The following is an 18,789-nucleotide window of genomic DNA, read 5'->3' as shown; positions in this document are numbered from 1 at the left end:
GGCCGGGCGCGCGCCCGGGACGGGACGGGGCGGGCGGCATCAGGAGACCTCCCGGCAGGCGCGGTAGAAGTCGCGCCACTCGGCGCGGTCGTGCACGACGGTCTCCAGGTACTCCTGCCAGATCACCCGGTCGGACACCGGGTCCTGGACGACGGCGCCGACGATGCCGCCCGCCACGTCGGCGGCGCGCAGCACGCCGTCGCCGAAGTGCGCGGCCAGCGCGAGCCCGCTGGTGATCACCGAGATGGCCTCGGCGGTGCTGAGCGTCCCGCTGGGCGACTTGAGCTTGGTGCGGCCGTCGCCGGTGAGGCCGGACCGCAGCTCGCGGAACACCGTGACGACGCGGCGGATCTCCTCCAGCCCGGCGGGCGTCTCGGGGAGCTCCAGCGACCCGCCGATCTGGTCGACGCGGCGGGCGACGATGCCGACCTCGTCCTCGATGCTCTCGGGCAGCGGCAGCACCACGGTGTTGAACCGGCGGCGCAGCGCGCTCGACAGGTCGTTGACGCCCCGGTCGCGGTCGTTGGCCGTCGCGATGACGGTGAACCCCTTGGTGGCCTGGACCTCGGTGTTCAGCTCGGGCACCGGGAGCGTCTTCTCCGACAGGATCGTGATCAGGGCGTCCTGGACGTCGCTCGGCATCCGGGTGAGCTCCTCGATCCGCGCGACCGACCCCAGCCGCATCGCGCGCATCAGCGGGCTCTCGACCAGCGCCCGCTCGGACGGGCCCTCGGCCAGCAGCCGCGCGTAGTTCCACCCGTACCGGACCGACTCCTCGGCGGTGCCCGCGGTGCCCTGCACCAGCAGGGTGGAGTCGCCGCTGACGGCGGCGGCCAGATGCTCCGACACCCACGTCTTGGCGGTGCCGGGCACGCCGAGCAGCAGCAGCGCCCGGTCGGTGGCGAGCGTCGCGACCGCGACCTCCATCAGCCGCCGCGGCCCCACGTACTTGGGGGTGATCTCCGAGCCGTCCGGCAGCTCACCGCCCAGCAGGTAGGTGGTGACGGCCCACGGCGACAGCCGCCAGCCCGGCGGGCGGGCGCGGTCGTCGTGCTCGGCGAGCCGGGTCAGCTCATCGGCGTACTGCTGTTCGGCGTGCGGACGCAGGACGGCGCCTGCGGTGGGGGCGCCTGTGCTCGGGGCGCCTGTGCTCGGGTCGGCTGTGGTCACGGGGCGAGCTCCTTCAACATGTCATGGCGGTAACGCAGGGTCTCGGCGAGTTCGGCGATGTGGGTCGCGGCGATCGAGCCGGGCGCGATCGAGGCCGCCAGCGCGGCGAGACGGGACGTGGCGGCGGGGCCGGGCTCGGTGTCTAGGCGCTCCTCGGCGTAGCCGCACAGCCGGCCGAGGGACGTGTGCGGGACCTCCGAGCCGGGCGCGGCGGCCATCGCAATGGCCGCGATGACCGCGTCGGCGAGCGCGCCGCTCCACGGGCGGGGCAGCCGGTCGAGGACGCGCAGCACGCTCGGGCCGACCTTGGCCGCGCGCACCAGCCCGGCGGCGGCGCGGTCGCGCTCGGCGGGGGACAGCACCGGCAGCAGCTCGGCGAGCGCCTCGGGCTCGCCGACCGGCAGGTCGCCCTCCAGCAGCGCCCGCGCCCAGGCGGTGTCGCGCTGGCGCAGCGCCGCGCGGGCCCACCCGATGCGCAGATCGCGGGCGGTGCGCTCGCCGCCGCCCCCGGCCGGCAGCCGGACGATCTCGTCCGGCGGCAGCCCGAACAGCTCGGTCCACGTCGCCAGCGGCGTGCGGGCGAGGATCTCGCGCAGCCACGCCGCGCGGGTGCCGACGGGGTCGCGTCCGGTCGCCTGGCCGGAGGCGAACGACCCGCTCGGATGGAACGGGACGCCGTCGCGGGCGAGGCCCTCCTCGTGCGCGCGCGGCGGCTCGACCATGATCAGGGTCGGCGCGCCCTCGGCCCCGGCGGGGGACCCGGGCCGCAGGCAGGCGCGCGCCCGCACGGCCATCCGCTGCCCGTACGCCGATCCGGGCAGCCGGGCGAGCAGGTCGGCGGCGATCTGCCGGACGTCCTGGCCGCGGTCCTCGAGGGCGCCCTCCAGGAACTCCTCGTCGGCGGGCGACAGGCCATGCTCGAACGTGGCGAGGAATGCGGCCCGGTCGGGCGCCGGTTCCCGGCCCCACGTGCCGCGCAGCGCCTCCCGCGCCGCCTCAGGGTCGTCGCCCCGCAGCCGGGTCAGGTACGCGATGCGCTGGTGGCGGGTGCCGGTCTCCCACACTTCGGCGCCGCCGCCCGGGTCGTCGCCGGACCCGACCAGGTAGGCCCAGTCGGTGTTCTGCAACGCCAGCCACACGCCGCGCCGTCCGGCCGCCCGCGCGATCGACGGCCGCAGCGCCCGGTCGCCGCGCCCCTTCTCCAGCAGCTCGGGAAGCAGCCGCGGCGGCACCCGCAGGCCGTTCGCGGCGGCGGTGTCGAGCCACTCGGGCAGCAGCCGGGCCTGCTCACCGGCCAGGATGCGGCTCAGCCTGGCCGCCGCGTCGGCCGGTACGGCCGGGACGTCCTCGGCCGGCGCGTGCGCGACCGGCTCGGCGCCGCCGGCGTCCGGCGCGGACGGCCGCAGCCCGGCGCGGCGCCGCAGCGCGAGCACCGCCGCCTGGTCGAGCAGCCGCCCCGCCGGGTCGCCCACCTCGTCCGGCGCCTCGGGCAGCGCGGGCGCCGGGCGCCGTTCGGTGCCGACCAGCGCCGCGCTGACGTGCTCTTCCCATGCGCTCACAGGATCACGACCTCCTCGTTCCGGTACCAGGCCGTCAGGACCCGCAGTCCCTGGTGCGTCCACTCCCCGGCGAGCGTGACCGGCGCACCGCCCGACACCGCCAGCAGCCGCCACGGATCGGCCGTCCGCAGGGGCAGCGCGTCCCCGTCGGGGTCGATGACCGACAGGGCACCCGCGCCATCGCGCGCGATCCGCACGTCCGCCAGGGTCGCGGGCCAACGCTCCAGCCACGGGTCGAGAGCGAGCGCCGAAGCGCGCTCCTCGAGGAAGCCGTGCACGGTTGTCCCGTCCGGGACGCCCGGCGTCGGCGCCGTGTGCCGTTCGGCGACCAGCGCCCGCAGCGGCTGCGCGCCCGGGTAGAACGCCAGCTCGGCGTCGATCTCGGTGCCGGCCGCCAGCGACGCGTCCAGCGCACGTCCGGGCGCCGCGAACGACAGCACCAGCGCCGGACGGCCCGTCCGCCGCCCGCGCAGCCAGACGCGCCGCGTGGTGAGCTGGTCCTGCGCGGAGTCGTGGGACCCCGTGACGCACCAGTGGTCGCGGACCCGCTCGCCCCCGGCCTGCACGTCCTCCTGCGGCACGGTGAACCCCACCCGCGCCCGGACGGTCTCGCCCAGCGCCGCCGGCAGCTCGCCGCGCCGCTGATGCGCCCGGACGAGCAGCCGCAGAAGCGCGTACTCCTCCAGCAGCCGGTCGGGCCACGCGGGCCGCCTCGGGATCGCGGCCAGCCCCCTGACCTGCCCGGCCAGCCCGCCCGCCTGGGCGTCGACGAGCCGCCGCGCCGCGTCGTCCCACACCTTGTAGGGGGACTTCTCCGCATGCGCGAGGCCGTGCGCCACCTGGTCGCGCAGCCACTGGTCGAGGTCGCCGAGCCCGTCGTCGACCCGCCGCTCGCGCCGCTCGGCGGTCTTCGGGTCCTTCGCCTTGGCGCCGGCGGCGGCCCGGCGCTCCTGCGCCTTGCCGGCGCGCTCCCGGCGCTGCTCCATCCACTCGTCCGCCCACGCGGGCCGCGCGCCCCCGGCGAACGCCCCGCCGCTCCACATCAGCAGCAGCCCCAGCGCGTGCTTGCACGGGAACTTGCGGCTCGGGCACGAGCAGCGGAACGCCGGCTCGGTCAGATCGACGCATGCCCGGTAGGCGCTCCTGCCGCTGCCCTGGCACTCACCCCAAACGGTCTCGTCATCACAGCCCAACTCGTTCCATTTGGCGGGCTTGGAGACCCCGCCCGCGGCCTTGGCCGACGCCGCGTCGGGCGCCAGGCCGAGCACGTGCTCCCGACCCCATCGATCGCTCACACAGCCGAAACTATCGGTGGGGTCCGACACTCACCCCGCTCCGCCCGGCGCCCCGCACCTCAGCGCGGAGGAAGGTCCAGCGCCCCTCCCTTGATCCGCCCCACCAGCCCGCCGAACCCGCCCCGCCCCACCACGAGCCGCCCACCCGCCGGGCTCTTGGAGTCCCTGATCCCAATGCCTTGCGCTAGATCAGCCAACTCGACGCACATCTCGTCGGTCGCACTCCCGCTGTAGGAACTCTTACGCCAGGAGATCGTCATGAGTAACCCTCCATGAGCTTCTCGATCAGGATCCGCGTCGCGTCCTCTGGCAACGCTTTTGCCCCGATCAGTTCGAAATCTACGGTGAGATCTCGGATTTCGGCAGGTTCCTGAACCAAGCGGCCTCCGTGGAACGCGCCGATGTAGGCGACATCCCTCTTCTCCAGGCTCATGATCTGGAACGGCCCGTTCAGTCCGACGTGAGCCCCGGTCGCCCGGGTGATCGCCCGGAGAATCACGTTCGGCAGTTCCCCCAGCGACAGCAGCTGTTGGAGTTGCGCCCTCGCCACCTGCGGTCCACCGATCGGCCGGTCCAGCGCATCCTGGTCGAGTAGTGTCACGAACAGCGGCGGGTCGTCCCGGCCGAGGAGCTCTTCCTGTCGCGCCATACGGCTCTGAAGCGCCCGGTCCAGATCCTTGACGCGGGCCATGGCGAGGACGGCGCGTGCGTATGCCTCCGTCTGGAACGGCACGGGGATGACCTGTCCCTGATAGGCACGGATGACCCTGGCCCGCGCCTCGAACTCCGCGCTCTGCCGGAACCAGTCGGGGTCATGGGCTGTTCGGGCGAACCAGAGCAGCCGTTGGAAGTGGCCGCCCGTTCCCCACTCTTTGTCCAGTGCCTTGGCTTGATCCATGTCGATCCGCGCGCGTCCGGCTTCGAGATTCGCAACATGTGAGCGGACGCAGCCGATGATCTTTCCCACCTGGGTGCCGGTGAGGCGGCGCTTCTGTCGGTGGAAGCGCAGGTCATAGGCGAGCCAGGCATAGAGGGACGACATGGGGTCGATCTCGTCGGCGGCGCTCATCGGTCACTCCCCGTTGTTTGGGATGTTTACGAATACGCCGAACTCTAGCCACGCAGAGTGATTCTTGGGGCACGGATGGTGAAGTTCCTCAGGAAGGGCCGACACGATGACGACAACGCCTGACTGCCTGCTGATATCCCTGCCGGCGTCGAGGGCGGCGGCGGGTCTCGCGCGCACTCTGGTGAGAGCACATCTCGGCACGTGGGACTGCACGCACATCTCGGACGACGCGTCCCTGATCACTTCGGAATTGATCACGAACGCGTCGGCCGTGGCGGCCGGTGGAGAGATCCGCTTCCAGCTCAGCCGGGATGTGGCCGGCGTTCTCGTCGCCGTCTGGGATCCCAGCGCCTGCGTGCCGCAGCCCCGGCCGCTCGTCGACCTCACCCTCGACACCCTGGACCTGGCCGAGGCGGGCTGGGACGACAACGGCGGCCGGGGCTTGCCGATCGTCGCCGCCATCGCCGTCGAATGGGGCCACTGCCTGGACCCCCAGGGCGGCAAATGGGTCTGGGCTCGACTCAAACCCTGACCCTCGCGCGGGCCTGGGGCCTGTCTCAAAGTGCCTCAGCCGTCGCGCGAGCGCGCTACCTGACCGGTGAGGCGAAGCCGGAGGCGAGCCTCACCGGGCAGATCGCGGAGCGATGTCGCGCTCGCCCGAGCGCGGTCGGCGTCCGAGCCGCCAGGCGAGGACACCGGGCCGGGCTCGAGACTAGCCGGGCAGGTCTGGCAGGGAGACCGCGCTGGAGTCGGGGACGAGCAGAGCGCCGCCCGCGACCAGGGCGACCAGCGCGACCGCGGCGAACAGCATCACCCAGGCCAGGCCGGGGACGCCGGTCATGTGCGCGAGCTGGTCGGCGTCCGAGCTCGGGGCCATCCGGCGGGCGCGCATCCGCTGGAGCTCCACGACCGGACGGGCGGCGGCGAGCAGCAGGAACCAGGCGGCCAGGTAGGCGAACCCGGCCTGGATCTTGGGGCCGCCGAGCCACGACACCCCGAAGATGATCGCCCCGGTGGCGACGATCGACAGCAGCCCGTACGCGTTGCGGATCATGACCAGCATCGCGGCCAGCAGCGCCAGCGAGAACCACAGCATCAGGGTGATGCGCCCGCCCGCCAGCAGGACGGCGAACAGCAGCCCGAGCAGCGGGGGAGCGATGTACCCGGCGAGCGCGGTGAACACCATCCCCGGGCCGTGCGGCTTGCCGCGCGACACGGTGACGCCCGAGGTGTCGGAGTGCAGTTTGATCCCGTCGAGCTTGCGGCCGGTGACCAGTGCGAGCAGCGCGTGCCCGCCCTCGTGCGCGATCGTCACCACGTTGCGCGCCACCCGCCAGGTGGGGCCGTGCAGGACGGCGGCGAGCGCCACCAGTCCGACGATGGCGACCAGCCACCACGGGGGGTCCGGCTGGGTCCCGGTGACCCGGTCCCACAGATCGGTGATGCTTACGTCTTCCACGTCCACCTCGGAGTCGTCATTCGGGATGCCCAACACTAGGACGTCCGGGATAACGTTCGCGTTCGGTTCACCTCGGACATCACCGCTCGCGCCGCCCCGGGACCGAAGCCGCGGAAGGTGCCTGAGACGCATGGACGGGCCGGGAAGTTCGCGGATTCGGCCGGGAATTCGGCCGGGCCCGCACCATCGCCGTTCACCCGGTGAGATCCGGGATATCCCGTTATCTTGTGGGATTCATAAGCGCTAATGTGCCCTTCGCGTTGAAGTGCACGACCCCCGCGAGGACGCGGGGAGCCCCCGGCGGTACGGGGGATCGTCGACCGGGCGAGGCGCCACCGCGAGTTCAGGAGCGGGTGGCCACCGGCGCGGACGAGAGGGTGACGGGGATTGAGCGGGGACCGATCCCCCGGGCGGACGGGGCGTCCGCGCGGGTTCTTCAGACGTGACCGGCTGACCGGTCAGATCGCCATCGGGCTGGTGGGCGTGCTGTGCGTGAGCGCCCTGGTGTACGGGGTGGGCACGGCCAGCGCCCGGTACCGGATCTCCGATGTCGGGTCGTGGCTGAGCGCGTCGGCCAAGGGCCTGGTCGTGCACGCGAACGGGCTGGCGGGCAAGGTCGACGGCAAGGCCGCGGTGATCCCGCGGATGCGCGGGCACAAGATCAAGATCGTCCAGGACGGCACCACCGTGCTGCTCGTGGACGAGACCACCGGCGTGGTCAGCCGCATCGACCCGTCCCAGCTCAAGGTCGCGCAGAGCAAGGCGGTCGGCGGCGCCGGGCTCCAGGTGCTCGCCGGGGCGGGCGTCGCCTACACCGTCGACGCGGTCAAGGGCACCGTCCAGCAGATCGACCCGCTCAACCTGAACCCGGTCGGGCAGGGCACCACGCTGAGCCCGCCGCTGTCGCAGGCCGGCATCGACGCCGGCGGCACGCTGTGGGTGCCGGCGCCGCAGACCGGGCAGCTCGTCCCGTTCCAGAACGGGCGGCAGGGGCGGCCGGTGGCGGCCGGGCGCGGCGGCGACCGGCTGGGCCTCACGATCGCCGCGGGCACGCCGGTGGTGACCAACAGCACCGCCGCGACCGCGCTGATCGTCCGGCCGGAGGGCACCCAGAAGATCAACCTGCCGCCCGCGGTGACCGGCGCGGCGGGCGGCGTGAAGGTCCCGGCCGTCGCCGACGGCGGCACCGTCCCGATGCTCGGCGCGGGCGGCTCGCTCTATCTGCTCGACACGGGGGTCGGCCAGGTCCGGTCGGTGTCGCTGCGGATGCCGAAGCACCGGTACGAGCCGCCGAACGTCCTCGGGCCGCGCGTCTACCTCGCCGACCGCACCGCGGGCCACCTGCTGGTGTTCAACATCGTGTCCGGCGGCTGGGAGACCCCGATCCAGGCCACCCGGCCCGGCGGGACCATCGAGGTCGTCGTCCGTGACCACATGCTGTGGGTGAACGACCCCAACGGCGCGCTGGCGTTCGCCCTCGACGCGGGCGGCGCCCGCAAGAGGATCCAGAAGTACGACGACAAGATCCCCGGCGGGCGGCGCAGGCCCATCCCGACGCAGGCCCGTCCGGGCGACGGCCGGGGCGGCCAGAACAACACCGGCGGCCAGGGCCACGGCGGCGGCACCCCCGGCGGGCCCCGTCCCCCGGCGCCGCCGCCGCCGAAGAAGGACCCCACCGCGCCCGACCCGCCGACGCCGAGCGCGATCGGCGAGAACGGCCGCGTGCAGGTGTCGTTCACCCCCGTGTCCCAGCCGCAGGGCGTCTACCCGGTCACGGCGTACGTCCTGCTGGACGCCTCGGACCGTCCGGTCGCGGGCGCGCAGCCCGCGCGGATCGCGTCGAACGCGCCTCAGCGCACCTTCACCGTGGGCGGCCTGGCGTGCGACCGGACCTCCCACGCCTACAAGGTCGCCGCCGAGTACCGGGGCAAGGACGGGAAGGCCCGGCTCAGCCCGTCCGGCGAGGTCGCCGCGACCGCCTGCCAGGCGCCCACCGTCACCCCCGCGCTGACGGTGACGCCCAAGAACCACGGTGCCGACCTGTCCTGGACGAAGGTCACCGGCTACGCCGTCAAGTACGTCGTGACCCGGGACGGGGCCGCGAGCCCCGAGCAGACCCGGACCACGGCGGACGTGGGCGGGCTCACCAACGGCACCGGCAAGACGTACACCTTCACCGTGACCGCGCGGAACGGCGCCGGGGAGACCACCTCCGCAGGCAAGGCCGCCGACCTGGACCCCGCGAACCACGCCCACACCTACAACGGGCACAACAACGGGTCCACCCAGACGATCCTGCACACCGGGGCCGGGAAGAGCGCGCCGAAGGCCGGCGAGTTCCCTCGGGGCTTCACGGGCTCGGTGAAGGTGATCTGCCAGGTCACCGACGACCAGGTCGTCGACGAGAACAACACGAGCCTGAAGAGCAAGGTCTGGAGCAAGATCGACTACAGCGGGATCAAGTGGGTGAGCGACCTCTACGTCACCACGCCCAACTCCAACGCCGGCAAGCTCTCCGCGCCCACCGTGTGGGGGTGCACCTGATGAGCGAGCACGGGGGTGGCGGGGGCCGGGCCGACGCGGACGCGGCGGCGGGGCGGTTCGCGCAGATGTTCGCGGGGCTGGCCGGGAGCATCGAGCGGGTGGTGCGCGGGAAGCGCGAGAAGGTCGAGCTGGCGCTGGTGTGCCTGCTGTCGGAGGGGCACCTCCTGGTCGAGGACGTGCCGGGGGTGGGCAAGACGACCCTGGCGCGGGCCATCTCGGCGTCGGTGGACGCCAAGTGGACCCGGATCCAGTTCACCCCCGACCTGCTGCCCAGTGACATCACCGGCGTGTCGATCTTCAACCAGGGCGCCGCCGCGTTCGAGTTCCACGCCGGGCCGATCTTCGCGAACCTGGTGGTGGCGGACGAGATCAACCGGGGGTCGCCGAAGACGCAGTCGGCGCTGCTGGAGGTCATGGAGGAGCGGCGGGTCACGGTGGAGGGCGTGCCGCACCCGGTGCCGCGCCCGTTCATGGTGATCGCGACGCAGAATCCGGTCGACATGGACGGCACCTACCCGCTGCCGGAGGCGCAGCTCGACCGGTTCCTGATGCGGATCTCGATGGGGTACCCCGACCACCGGGCCGAGGTGGCGCTGCTGGCCGGGGCGCCGACCGGGGCGGTGCTCGACCGGATGCCGCCGGTCGCGGCGCGCGAGGACGTGGCGCGCATGATCGAGTTCGCCGGGCGGCTGCACGTGGCGGCGCCGCTGCACGACTACCTGGTGCGGGTGGTCGCGGCGACCCGCGGGCATCCCGAGCTGCGGCTCGGCGCGAGCCCGCGGGCCGGCCTGGCGCTGCTGCGCGCCGCGCGGGTGCGGGCGGCGGCGGCCGGGCGGTCCTACATCGTGCCCGAGGACGTCAAGGCGCTCGCCGTCCCCGTGATCGCGCACCGCCTGATCGTCACGCCCGAGGCCGAGCTGCGCGACCGGACCGGCGCCGACGTGGTGGCCGAGGTGCTGGCGGGCGTGCCGACCCCGCAGGCCGCCGGGGTCTGAGGTGCGGGCGGACGGGCCCGGCGGGGCGCCGGGGTGCGGGGTGCGGGCGTGCTGACGCCGCTCGGGTGGGGGACGGCGGCCGGGTCCGCGGCGCTGTACGCGGCGGGCTGGTGGCTCGGCTATCCGGAGCCGGCGATGCTGGCGCTGGCGGGGCTGGCCGCGGTCGCGGTCGCGATCGGCTGGACGCTGCCGCGGCCGAGGCTGGAGGTCCGCCGGGAGATCACGCCGCTGAGGGTCGGCCGCGGCGAGCCCGCGGTCGGCGTCCTGCACGTGACGAACAAGGGGCGCGGCGTGCGCGCGCTGACCGCGTACGACGCGGCCGGGTCCACGACGGTGGCGGTCGACGTCCCGCGGCTGCGGGCCGGCGGCACCCGGACGGTGACGTACCGGCTGCCGACCGGCCGGCGCGGCGAGATCCCGGTGGGGCCGCTGCGGCTGGTGCGGGCCGACCCGCTGGAGCTGGCGCGCCGGGTCCGCGAGTACGGCGCGCCCCAGACGCTGCTCGTCCGGCCGCGGACGGTGCCGCTGGCGCTGCTGCCGTCGGGCCGTGCGCACCATCTGGACGGGCCGACCAGCGACCGGTCCCCGGCGGGGACGGCGACGTTCCACGCACTGCGCGAGTACGTCATCGGCGACGAGATGCGGCACGTCCACTGGAAGTCGTCGGCGCGGACCGGGACGCTCATGGTCCGGCAGCTCGTCGACGCGAGCCTGCCGACGACCACGGTCGTGCTGGAGGCCCGCCCGGAGCAGTGGCCGGAGCCGGACGACTTCGAGCTGGCCGTGGACGCGGCGGCGTCGGTCGCGGCCGGCGCGGCGGGCGCGGGCTTCCCGGTCCGGATCCGCACCGGGAACGGGCCGGTGGCCGAGACGCGGGGCGGCCCGGACGACGCCGAGGTGCTGCTCGACCGGCTGACCCGGGTCGCGCCCGAGCCCGGTCCGGGGTCGGTGGTCGACGCCGTCCGGCGGGTGCGCGCGGGCGGGTCGCTGGTGGTGGTCGCGTCCGGCGGCGCCGATCTGGGGCGGATCGCGGCGGTGCGCAAGCGGTTCGACCGCGTCGTGGTGCTGCGGGTCCGTCCGGACCGGCCCGCGTCCGCGCCGCCGGGCATGCAGCTGATCGACTTCGCCGATCTGGACGCGCTCGCCGCCTCCTGGCCGCTGCTGGGCCGGTCCCGGTGAGGCGGCACCACCTGTCGCTCGTGCCGGCCGCGTGCCTGGCGGGCGTCGCCGGGCTGGCGTTCCAGCGGGTGTTCGGGCTCGGCCCCGTCGTGCCGGTCGCCGCCGTCGCGGCGGTCGTGCCGACGGCGCTGGCGGCGCTGCTGTCCGGGCCGCGCGGGAAGGCGGGGCGGTGGCCGCTGTGGATCTCGGTCGTGCTCACCGCCGCGGCCTGGACCGCGACGGCCGCGGCGACCGTGCTGCGCCCGGCCCTCGCCGACGGGACGTTCCCGCAGGCACTGCGGGCGGGCGTGCTCAGCTCGTGGAAGTCGATCCTCACCACGCTGCTCCCTGCGCCGGCCAAGCCCGAGTTCCTCGTGCTCGTCCATCTGCTGGTGTGGCTGGCCGCGTTCGCCTCCGCCGAACTCGCGCTGCGCACCTCGCTGCGCGCGGCGCCGTGCCTTCCGGCGCTCGGCGTGTGGGGCGTCGCATTGCTGCTCGGGGTGGACGGTCCCGGCTCCAACGCGGGGCTCGTCGCCGCGACCGCGGTCCTGGCCGCCGTGCTGGTCCTGCTCCGGCGCCCGGACGGTCCGAGGGCGGCCGATCCGGGGGTGGACGGCGCCGGCGCGGGCGGCGCGGGATGGCGGCCGGTGCTGCTCGGGGTGCCGACCGCGGTGGTGCTCGGCGCGCTGGCGTTCGCCGCCGGGCCGTACGTGCCGGTCGGCGCCGAGCCGTACGACCCGCGCGAGCAGGTCGAGGCGCCGCCGCCGCAGCGGCGCGACAGCGTCAGCCCCCTCGACCGGGTCGGCGGCTGGCTGCTCAGCCCCGCTCAGCCGATGTTCAGCGTGACGTCCGCGCAGACCGAGCCGTGGCGGCTGGCGGTGCTCGACCGGTTCGACGGGGTGACGTGGTCGTCCACCGCCCGGTTCGTCCCGACGGGCAGCCGCGTGCCGCCCGCGCCCGGCGTCGCCGCGTCCGGCCGCCGGCACGGCGCCGACCAGCGGATCACCGTCCGCGACCTGCCCGGCGTGTGGGCACCCGCCGCCGACCGGCCCCGCCGCGTCGACGGCCTCGGCGTCGTCGTCGACCCCGGCAGCGGCGCGCTCGCCGCCGCGCAGCCGCTCCGGCCGGGGCAGAGCTACCGGGTCGTGTCGCGGGTGCCCGAATGGGACGCGGGCGACCTCGCCGGCGCGGCCGTCGCGCGCGACGCCGAGGCGCGGGCCGCGACCGCGCTCCCGTGGGGGCCGGGCGCGAAGGCGGCGCCGGTGCAGCTCGCCGAGTTCCGCCGGGTCGCGCAGTCGGCGGCGCGGGGCGCGGCGTCCCCGATCCAGCAGGCCGGACTGCTGGTGGAGTACCTCAAGAGCCGCGCCAAGTACGACGTGACGGCCCCGCCGGGGCACGGCTACCGGCAGATCGACTACTTCCTCGGCGAGGGGCGGCGCGGCACCCCCGAGCACTTCGCGACCGCGTACGCGCTGCTGGCCAGGTCGCTCGGCCTGCCCGCGCGGATCGTGGTCGGGTTCGACGGCGGCGCCCGCTCGGGGAGCACGGTCGAGGTCCGCTCCGGCGACGTGATGGTGTGGCCCGAGATCAAGTTCGCCCGGCTGGGCTGGGTGCGGTTCAACCCGCTGCCCGAGGGGGCGCGCCGGTCCAAGGACTCCGACGCGGTCGCCGTGGGCGAGACGCAGAAGAAGCTGGAGCAGGCCCAGAAGAACGCCGCGTCCCAGCGCCGCGGCTCCGGGCCGGGCAAGTCGGCGCAGCCGCCCCCGCCGGTCCGTCCCGCCGCGCCGCAGGACGAGCCGCTGCCCTGGTGGGTGTACGCGGGGTCGGCGGTCGCGGTGCTGCTGACCGGGTACGTCCTCGCCGTCCTGAGCGCGCCCGCCCTGCGTAGGCGCCGCCGCCGCGCCGGGCCGCCCGCCGCGCGCATCGCCGGGGCGTGGCACCAGGCGCTCGACCACCTGGGCGACGTCGGTCTCGGCACCGCCCGCACCCTCACCGCGCACGAGGTCGCCCGCTTCGGCGCGGGCAGCGTCGGCCGCGGCGCGCACGCGCACCTGGGACCCCTCGCCGACCTGGTCGACCGCAGCCGGTTCGCCCCGTCCGTCCCCGACCCGCGGGCCGCCGACGAGGCGTGGCGGCACAGCGACGAGGTCGGACGGCTCGTCACCGCCAAGGCGGGCCGGATGCGTAGGCTCAGGCGCCGCCTGCACCCGAGGTCGCTATGGAGTGGACGTCCCGGCGGCCTGTGACGGCTCGACCAGGCCGCGCGGCGGGCACCAGTTCGACGGGAGGTCGCCGTACGGCCAACGCGCTGTGATCGCGCCCGCCGCGTAGGCGCTCTGGAGGAAGTCCAGCACCGTCCCGCGCGGGTCGGCGGCGGCCCGCACTTGGTCCCAGGGCAGCCGCGCCTGGTGGGTCGTCCCGGTCTGCTCCCAGTGCGCCGCCCCGTCCGGTGCCAGCGGCTGCGCGGTCAGCCCGTCCGGCTCGGGGTGGGCGTAGGCGTAGAACATGGGCGCGGCCACCGCCCGGTCGCCCGGCCACCACCCGAAGCTGATCAGCTCGCGGCTGTAGGCCTCCCGGGTCACCGGGTCGGCCTCGGGCATCGGCGGCGCGGCCCGTCCCGAGAACCGCGCCATCGCCAGGTCGAAGCTGTGCCAGAAGAGCTGGACCGGGCTGCTCTTCCCGGTGAACCACCCGCGGAACTCGCGGAACACCTCGTCCACCCGGAGCAGCGCGTCGCGGTAGTCCTCGACCCGCTCGCGGTCGTAGGCGGCGTGCTCGGTGTCGTCGGCGAACGGCGTGGTCATCGGCACCCCGAACGGCTTGGCCTTGATCTTGACGTGCACGCCCAGCTCGCGCAGCAGCGCGAACAGGCTGTCGTGGAACTCGGCCACCGACAGCCCGTCGCGCAGCGGGATCGCCTCCTCGCGGCCCGGCGTCCGCACCACCAGGCGGTGCCGGACCAGGTCGAAGGCGATGCCGAAGCTCACCCCGTCGTGCACCATCCGGCCGGTCCCGTAGCCGCTCTCGTTCACCCGCAGCGTGGCGTGCCACCAGTGGTTGCGCGGCGGCGCCGAGGCGAGCTGGATCTTCCCGACGATCTGCGTGTACAGGTGCAGGGTGTCCTTGGTCGGCTCCCATGCCATCAGCGGCAGGTCCGGCAGCGTGTCGCTCATGCCGCGCTCCTACCCGGGCCCGCCCGTCCCGCGCCTGTTCTTGCCAAGAAATTTGCCCGAACCACGGGCAAGCTCACGCCCACCAACGACGGTCGGCGTCCGGGCCGCCAGGCGAGGAGGCCGGGCCGGGCTTTGAAACACGGCCTGGCTAGTCGATGTGCGGCTCGGCCGTTTTGAGCCCGTGGTCGATGCGGCGGCGCAGCGCCGGATGGATCTCGTGCCCGGCGAGATCGGCAGGGTCGACCCACAGCACCGCGGACGCCTCATCGGTCGTGGTGAGCTCACCACCGACCGGGCGGGCGTGAAGGCACACGTTCACCGGCTGCCGCACCTCATCGACCTTCCCGCCCTTGACGTACTCGATCACGTGATCAGGGGTGGTGAACACGCCCACCAGCCCGGTGATCTCGGTGTCGATGCCGGTCTCCTCGCGGCACTCCCGGATCCCGCACTCGGTGATCGTCTCGTTCTTCTTCAGGCCACCGGTCGGGATCGTCCACAAGCCGTTGTCCGGTCGGCGGAGCAGCAGCACCCGCCCGGCTTCGTCGCGGACCAGGACACTCGCGGACGGCTTGCGGCTGGTCGCCGCCTCTCGCTGAGCGGGATTCAACCTGCTCGTCCTCGCCCGGGACGAGGGCCTCACCGCACCGAGACGCTAACCTCTTCCGGGTGGTCTGCGGATGGGCCTCCGCGGGAGGAGAACAGATGACCAGCCCCGGCTCCCCGGCGGGCAACGGAGTCTGGGATCCCTTCGGCACCTTGCACCAGGCATTGTGGATCGGCGGCGGCCAGTGGGCCGGCAAGTCGACCGTGGCCCGGCTGCTGGCCGTCCAGTACGGCGTCACCGTCTACCACTACGACTACCACGACGCCCGCGGTCACAACGATCGCCGGATCGCCCGTCGAGCCGGCCTCGGTGAGCCCGCCATTGAGCCCGACCTGGACAGGATGTGGGTCCACACCACCCCGGAGGAGATGGCCACCGAGACTCTCGCCGAGTTCCCCCGCCGGTTCGAGTGGGTTCTGGACGACCTACGCGCGCTCGTCTCCGGCCATCCGATCATCGCCGAAGGCTGGGGACTCCGCCCCGAACTCGTCGCATCCGTCATCGACTCACCGCGCCGGATGGTCGTCATGGTGCCCACGTCAGAGTTCCGCCGACACCAGACCCGTGAACTTCCCCGGGCCGCCTCGCTCGGGCACCGCCTCAGCGATCCGGCCCGAGCACAGGCCAATCGCCTCGCCCGAGACCGCCTCGTCGCCGAGGACGCCGTCCGCACCGCCCGCCGGCTCGGTATCCGGGTGATCGAAGTAGACGGCTCCCGTGATGCCGCTGCGATCGCGGAGATCGTCGCCAGCCACTTCAGCCCCTATCTCCGGCGACAACACCGCGGAGCTTGATCACCGCAGCCATCCGGACAGTTCCTGTACCGACGTCACCATGGTGTGCAGGGGCGATGCGTCCGGCGGATACTCGCGCCACTTCACGCTGCCCCGTCCGCGCAGGTCAGCGGTCGTACGGCTGGTGAGGATGTCGTCCAGGTCCCTGCTCAACAGTGCTCTTCCTTCACGAGTGCAGATATACGGTACCTCTGTAGGGTATAGCGGACGATCGCTATATCCCCATGCCAAGGACGAGGAATCTGCCCGAATTGCTCAATGGTGTCCGAATGGTCGGGGCCGGGTAGGAGCCGCACAGGGGGCAGCCGACGATCCGGGGGGACGGGCGCATGGGACTGATGGACGGCAGGGCGGGACTGGTCACCGGCGCTTCGGCCGGCCTCGGGAGGGCCATGGCCAGGGCGTTCGCCGCCGAGGGCGCGAGCGTCGTGGTGTCCGACATCGACGAGCCCGGCGGCGCCGAGACCGTCCGGCTGATCGAGGAGGACGGTGGCACGGCGTCGTTCGCGCGGGCCGACACCACGTCCGAGGAGCAGGTCGCGGCGCTCGTCGGAACCGTCGTCGAGCGCTACGGCCAGCTCGACTGGGCGGTGAACAACGCCGGGCTCGGCGCACCCAGCCACCCCGTCGCCGAGCAGCGCGCCGAATGGTGGGACCGGGTGCTGTCGGTGGACGTGCTCGGCGTCCTGTTCGGCCTCAAGCACCAGATCATCCAGATGACCGGGCAGGGCGGCGGCGGGGCGATCGTCAACACCGCCTCCACCGCCGGGCTGACCGGGCAGTACGGGCTGTCCCCGTACGTGTCGGCGAAGTGGGCGGTGATCGGCCTGACCAAGACGGCCGCGCTCGAGTACGCCAAGGCGGGGGTCCGGGTGAACGCGATCTGCCCCGGCATGACGATGACCCCGGCCGTGCGCCGCTGGACCGAGGAGGTCCCCGAGCAGGCCGCGATGGTCGCCGAGCGGATCCCGATGGGCCGGATCGGCGAGCCGGACGACCAGGCGCAGGCCGCGCTGTGGCTGTGCAGCCCCCGCTCGGCCTACATCACCGGCGTCGCGCTGCCGGTCGACGGCGGCGACACCATCGACTGACCGCGCCCGGACGGCGTCCACGCCACGTGTGGCTCACACCACGGGGAGGTTCACGGCGATCTCGCCGCCGAGGCGGGCGCCGGCCTCCAGGCGGAGGTCGTCGCCGCTCCAGAACCGGCCCGGGTCGTACCAGTTGGGGCGGCGCTCGCGGGGGAGCAGGCCCATCGCGCCGTAGGTCACCGCGACGATCTCGGCGCAGAACGCGGTCTCCAGGTTCTGGTCGCGCTCGGCGGGCCGCCGGAACGGGATCCGGCCGCGCGCCCAGCGTGAGGCGAGCCGGGTGGTGGACGGGAACGGCGTGCCGTCCAGCCGGGCGACCGCGCGCAGCGCCGCGTCCTCCATCTCGCGCCCGGCGGGCGGCTCGAGCTGCCGCAGCCACGCGCGCTGGCCGTAGCGGGTCGCCCACGCCGTGACCGCGTCGCGCAGATCGTGGAGCTGGGCGCCGCGCTGGTGGTTGCCCGACCACAGGTCGGGCAGTGACCGGCCGAGCTCGGCGTGCCACATCAGCGGGGGCAGATCGTCGATCACGACGGACATGCCGACGTGGTTGACCGGGCTGTTGGTGGTCATCTGGATCGCCCGGTCGGCGGCCGTGCGGCCCCGGAAGAGCCACACGTCGCCGGTGCGGGTCAGGTCGACCGCCGCGTCGAGACCGATGCTGGTTCCGGACATGATCGCTACTTTAGACAGATGCGATGGTGGAAAGCGCTGGGAGTGGCCGGGTTCGTCGGTGTCGCGGCGACCGGGGTGGTGATCGCGCGGGCCGAACGGCGGCGCCGCGCCTATACGCCGGAGGAGATCAGGACGCGCCTGCACGAGCGCCTGGACGAGCCGCCGGCCGGGACGGAGCCGCGATGACCGGCCCGCCCGCCCGCAACGGCCGGGCTCCCCGCGACGGCGGGCCCGGCGGGGCCGGCGAGCCCGGCGGGGCCGGCCGGAGCGTCCGGGTGCCGGGGCCCGGGGACCTCGAACGAGCCTGGGCGGACGTCGGCGCGACGCTCCCGCCCACGCCGCTGGTGCCGACCGGGCTGGCCGGCGGCGCGCTGCTGAAGCTGGAGACCTTCCAGCCCACCGGGTCGTTCAAGGTGCGCGGCGCGCTCGCCGCCGTCGCCGCGCTGCCGCCGGGGGAGCCGGCCGTCACCGCCAGCGCCGGCAACCACGGCCTGGCCATGGCGTACGCGGCGTCCCGGGTCGGCGCGGACGTCACCGTGGTCGTCCCCGCGAACGCCTCGCGGGCGAAAGTCGACGGCATCGCCGCGCACCCGGTGCGGCTCGTCCAGCACGGGACGTCGTACGAGGAGGCCGAAGCGCACGCGATGGGCCTGCCGGGGCATTACGTCTCGCCCTACAACGACCCGTACGTGATCGCGGGGCAGGCCACCATCGGCCGTGAGCTCGACGTCCAGGCGGCGGACGGCCCGCTCACCGTGATCGCCCCGGTCGGCGGGGGCGGGCTGCTCGCCGGGCTGAGCCTGTGGGCGCGCGGGCGGGACGGCGTGCGCGTCGTCGGCGTCGAGTCGGCCGAGTCCCCGGCGGTCTCGGCCGCCGTCCGGGCCGGGCGGATCACCGAGGTCGCGGTCGGCGACACCATCGCCGACGGCCTCACCGGAAACCTGGAGGCCGGCAGCGTCACGCCCGGCCTGCTCAGCGGACACGTCGAGCTGACGTCGGTCACTGATGCCGAGATCCGCGCCGCCCTGCGCGCGCTGTTCACCGCGCACGGCCTGGTCGCCGAGGGGTCCGGGGCCTGCGGCGTCGCGGCGGTGCTCGCCGGGAAGGTCGAGATCACCGGCCGCGCGGTGATCGTGCTGTCCGGCCGGAACATCACCCTGGCCGCCTACACCGCCGCGCTGAACCGATCCTGACCGTCGGGAC

Annotated in this window: 19 protein-coding genes; 9 read left to right on the top strand and 10 right to left on the bottom strand. The window is 74.3% G+C overall.

The genetic code is table 11. The features are described 5' to 3' along the window. Window positions 1-39: 39 nt before the first annotated feature. Genes QP090_RS21075 through QP090_RS21055 form a run of 5 tightly spaced genes read right to left on the bottom strand, consistent with a single transcriptional unit; the run spans window position 40 to window position 5,093 of the window. Complete coding sequence (locus QP090_RS21075; protein WP_432763061.1) at window positions 40-1,170, bottom strand: ATP-binding protein; 1,131 nt, start codon at window positions 1,168-1,170, stop codon at window positions 40-42. Then, on the bottom strand, window positions 1,167-2,729 hold the full coding sequence (locus QP090_RS21070) for a DUF5691 domain-containing protein (protein WP_285940834.1): 1,563 nt from the start codon (window positions 2,727-2,729) through the stop codon (window positions 1,167-1,169). Before QP090_RS21070 ends, QP090_RS21075 begins: the two co-directional genes overlap by 4 nt. Further along, window positions 2,726-4,024, bottom strand: coding sequence for an SWIM zinc finger family protein (locus QP090_RS21065; RefSeq protein WP_285940833.1), 1,299 nt, complete (start codon window positions 4,022-4,024; stop codon window positions 2,726-2,728). The genes QP090_RS21070 and QP090_RS21065 overlap by 4 nt, the downstream gene beginning before the upstream one ends. A gap of 59 nt (window positions 4,025-4,083) precedes the next feature. Then, window positions 4,084-4,284, bottom strand: a complete 201-nt coding sequence (locus QP090_RS21060) for a DUF397 domain-containing protein (protein ID WP_285940832.1) — start codon at window positions 4,282-4,284, stop codon at window positions 4,084-4,086. Further along, complete coding sequence (locus tag QP090_RS21055) at window positions 4,281-5,093, bottom strand: helix-turn-helix domain-containing protein (protein WP_285940831.1); 813 nt, start codon at window positions 5,091-5,093, stop codon at window positions 4,281-4,283. Before QP090_RS21055 ends, QP090_RS21060 begins: the two co-directional genes overlap by 4 nt. 106 nt (window positions 5,094-5,199) lie before the next feature. Here QP090_RS21055 and QP090_RS21050 point away from each other — a divergent pair, with 106 nt between their 5' ends. Then, window positions 5,200-5,625, top strand: coding sequence for an ATP-binding protein (locus QP090_RS21050; protein WP_285940830.1), 426 nt, complete (start codon window positions 5,200-5,202; stop codon window positions 5,623-5,625). A gap of 180 nt (window positions 5,626-5,805) precedes the next feature. Here the strand turns inward: QP090_RS21050 and QP090_RS21045 are convergent, their stop codons facing one another. Further along, on the bottom strand, window positions 5,806-6,552 hold the full coding sequence (locus QP090_RS21045) for a M50 family metallopeptidase (RefSeq protein ID WP_432763060.1): 747 nt from the start codon (window positions 6,550-6,552) through the stop codon (window positions 5,806-5,808). A gap of 387 nt (window positions 6,553-6,939) precedes the next feature. Between QP090_RS21045 and QP090_RS21040 the strand changes: the two genes are divergently transcribed. From QP090_RS21040 to QP090_RS21025, 4 genes are read left to right on the top strand one after another with little or no spacing between them, the layout of a single operon-like run. Next, window positions 6,940-9,096, top strand: a complete 2,157-nt coding sequence (locus QP090_RS21040) for a fibronectin type III domain-containing protein (protein WP_285940828.1) — start codon at window positions 6,940-6,942, stop codon at window positions 9,094-9,096. Then, window positions 9,096-10,091, top strand: coding sequence for an AAA family ATPase (locus QP090_RS21035; protein ID WP_285940827.1), 996 nt, complete (start codon window positions 9,096-9,098; stop codon window positions 10,089-10,091). The genes QP090_RS21040 and QP090_RS21035 overlap by 1 nt, the downstream gene beginning before the upstream one ends. Window positions 10,092-10,139: 48 nt before the next feature. Continuing rightward, window positions 10,140-11,270, top strand: coding sequence for a DUF58 domain-containing protein (locus QP090_RS21030; RefSeq protein ID WP_285940826.1), 1,131 nt, complete (start codon window positions 10,140-10,142; stop codon window positions 11,268-11,270). Then, window positions 11,267-13,495 (top strand): transglutaminase TgpA family protein, encoded by a 2,229-nt coding sequence (locus tag QP090_RS21025; RefSeq protein ID WP_285940825.1) that lies wholly within the window; start codon window positions 11,267-11,269, stop codon window positions 13,493-13,495. The genes QP090_RS21030 and QP090_RS21025 overlap by 4 nt, the downstream gene beginning before the upstream one ends. On the opposite strand, the gene QP090_RS21020 is transcribed toward QP090_RS21025, so the two are convergent. Beyond that, entirely contained in the window at window positions 13,466-14,422 is a 957-nt protein-coding gene (locus QP090_RS21020; RefSeq protein WP_285940824.1) for a DUF5996 family protein, read from the bottom strand. The genes QP090_RS21025 and QP090_RS21020 overlap by 30 nt on opposite strands. Window positions 14,423-14,570: 148 nt before the next feature. After that, entirely contained in the window at window positions 14,571-15,032 is a 462-nt protein-coding gene (locus tag QP090_RS21015) for an NUDIX hydrolase (protein WP_285940823.1), read from the bottom strand. Window positions 15,033-15,127: 95 nt separating this feature from the next. Between QP090_RS21015 and QP090_RS21010 the strand changes: the two genes are divergently transcribed. After that, on the top strand, window positions 15,128-15,823 hold the full coding sequence (locus tag QP090_RS21010) for a hypothetical protein (RefSeq protein WP_285940822.1): 696 nt from the start codon (window positions 15,128-15,130) through the stop codon (window positions 15,821-15,823). Here QP090_RS21010 and QP090_RS21005 read toward each other — a convergent pair whose 3' ends face one another. After that, complete coding sequence (locus tag QP090_RS21005) at window positions 15,824-15,976, bottom strand: hypothetical protein (protein ID WP_285940821.1); 153 nt, start codon at window positions 15,974-15,976, stop codon at window positions 15,824-15,826. A 176-nt stretch (window positions 15,977-16,152) separates the two neighbouring features. On the opposite strand from QP090_RS21005, the gene QP090_RS21000 reads away from it, so the two are divergent. Beyond that, on the top strand, window positions 16,153-16,914 hold the full coding sequence (locus QP090_RS21000; RefSeq protein WP_285940820.1) for a glucose 1-dehydrogenase: 762 nt from the start codon (window positions 16,153-16,155) through the stop codon (window positions 16,912-16,914). 33 nt (window positions 16,915-16,947) lie between these two features. Here QP090_RS21000 and QP090_RS20995 read toward each other — a convergent pair whose 3' ends face one another. Next, window positions 16,948-17,586: a hypothetical protein gene (locus QP090_RS20995; RefSeq protein ID WP_285940819.1), complete on the bottom strand. Its 639-nt coding sequence runs from the start codon at window positions 17,584-17,586 to the stop codon at window positions 16,948-16,950. A gap of 18 nt (window positions 17,587-17,604) precedes the next feature. On the opposite strand from QP090_RS20995, the gene QP090_RS20990 reads away from it, so the two are divergent. After that, on the top strand, window positions 17,605-17,772 hold the full coding sequence (locus QP090_RS20990) for a hypothetical protein (RefSeq protein WP_285940818.1): 168 nt from the start codon (window positions 17,605-17,607) through the stop codon (window positions 17,770-17,772). Next, window positions 17,769-18,779: a threonine ammonia-lyase gene (locus QP090_RS20985; RefSeq protein ID WP_285940817.1), complete on the top strand. Its 1,011-nt coding sequence runs from the start codon at window positions 17,769-17,771 to the stop codon at window positions 18,777-18,779. Before QP090_RS20990 ends, QP090_RS20985 begins: the two co-directional genes overlap by 4 nt. Window positions 18,780-18,789: the final 10 nt, after the last annotated feature.

It is taken from the genome of Actinomadura xylanilytica (assembly GCF_030283145.1).
Lineage (GTDB): Bacteria > Actinomycetota > Actinomycetes > Streptosporangiales > Streptosporangiaceae > Spirillospora > Spirillospora xylanilytica.
The sequence above is the reverse complement of the archived record's forward strand: the minus strand, read 5'-3'. Positions and strand labels throughout refer to the sequence as shown.

Coding starts and splice junctions, on each gene's coding strand:
- QP090_RS21060 (WP_285940832.1), bottom strand. CDS start 4,284: ATGACGATCTCCTGGCGTAAGAGTTCCTACAGCGGGAGTGCGACCGAC.
- QP090_RS21055 (WP_285940831.1), bottom strand. CDS start 5,093: ATGAGCGCCGCCGACGAGATCGACCCCATGTCGTCCCTCTATGCCTGG.
- QP090_RS21050 (WP_285940830.1), top strand. CDS start 5,200: ATGACGACAACGCCTGACTGCCTGCTGATATCCCTGCCGGCGTCGAGG.
- QP090_RS21035 (WP_285940827.1), top strand. CDS start 9,096: ATGAGCGAGCACGGGGGTGGCGGGGGCCGGGCCGACGCGGACGCGGCG.
- QP090_RS21020 (WP_285940824.1), bottom strand. CDS start 14,422: ATGAGCGACACGCTGCCGGACCTGCCGCTGATGGCATGGGAGCCGACC.
- QP090_RS21010 (WP_285940822.1), top strand. CDS start 15,128: ATGACCAGCCCCGGCTCCCCGGCGGGCAACGGAGTCTGGGATCCCTTC.
- QP090_RS21000 (WP_285940820.1), top strand. CDS start 16,153: ATGGGACTGATGGACGGCAGGGCGGGACTGGTCACCGGCGCTTCGGCC.
- QP090_RS20995 (WP_285940819.1), bottom strand. CDS start 17,586: ATGTCCGGAACCAGCATCGGTCTCGACGCGGCGGTCGACCTGACCCGC.
- QP090_RS20990 (WP_285940818.1), top strand. CDS start 17,605: ATGCGATGGTGGAAAGCGCTGGGAGTGGCCGGGTTCGTCGGTGTCGCG.
- QP090_RS20985 (WP_285940817.1), top strand. CDS start 17,769: ATGACCGGCCCGCCCGCCCGCAACGGCCGGGCTCCCCGCGACGGCGGG.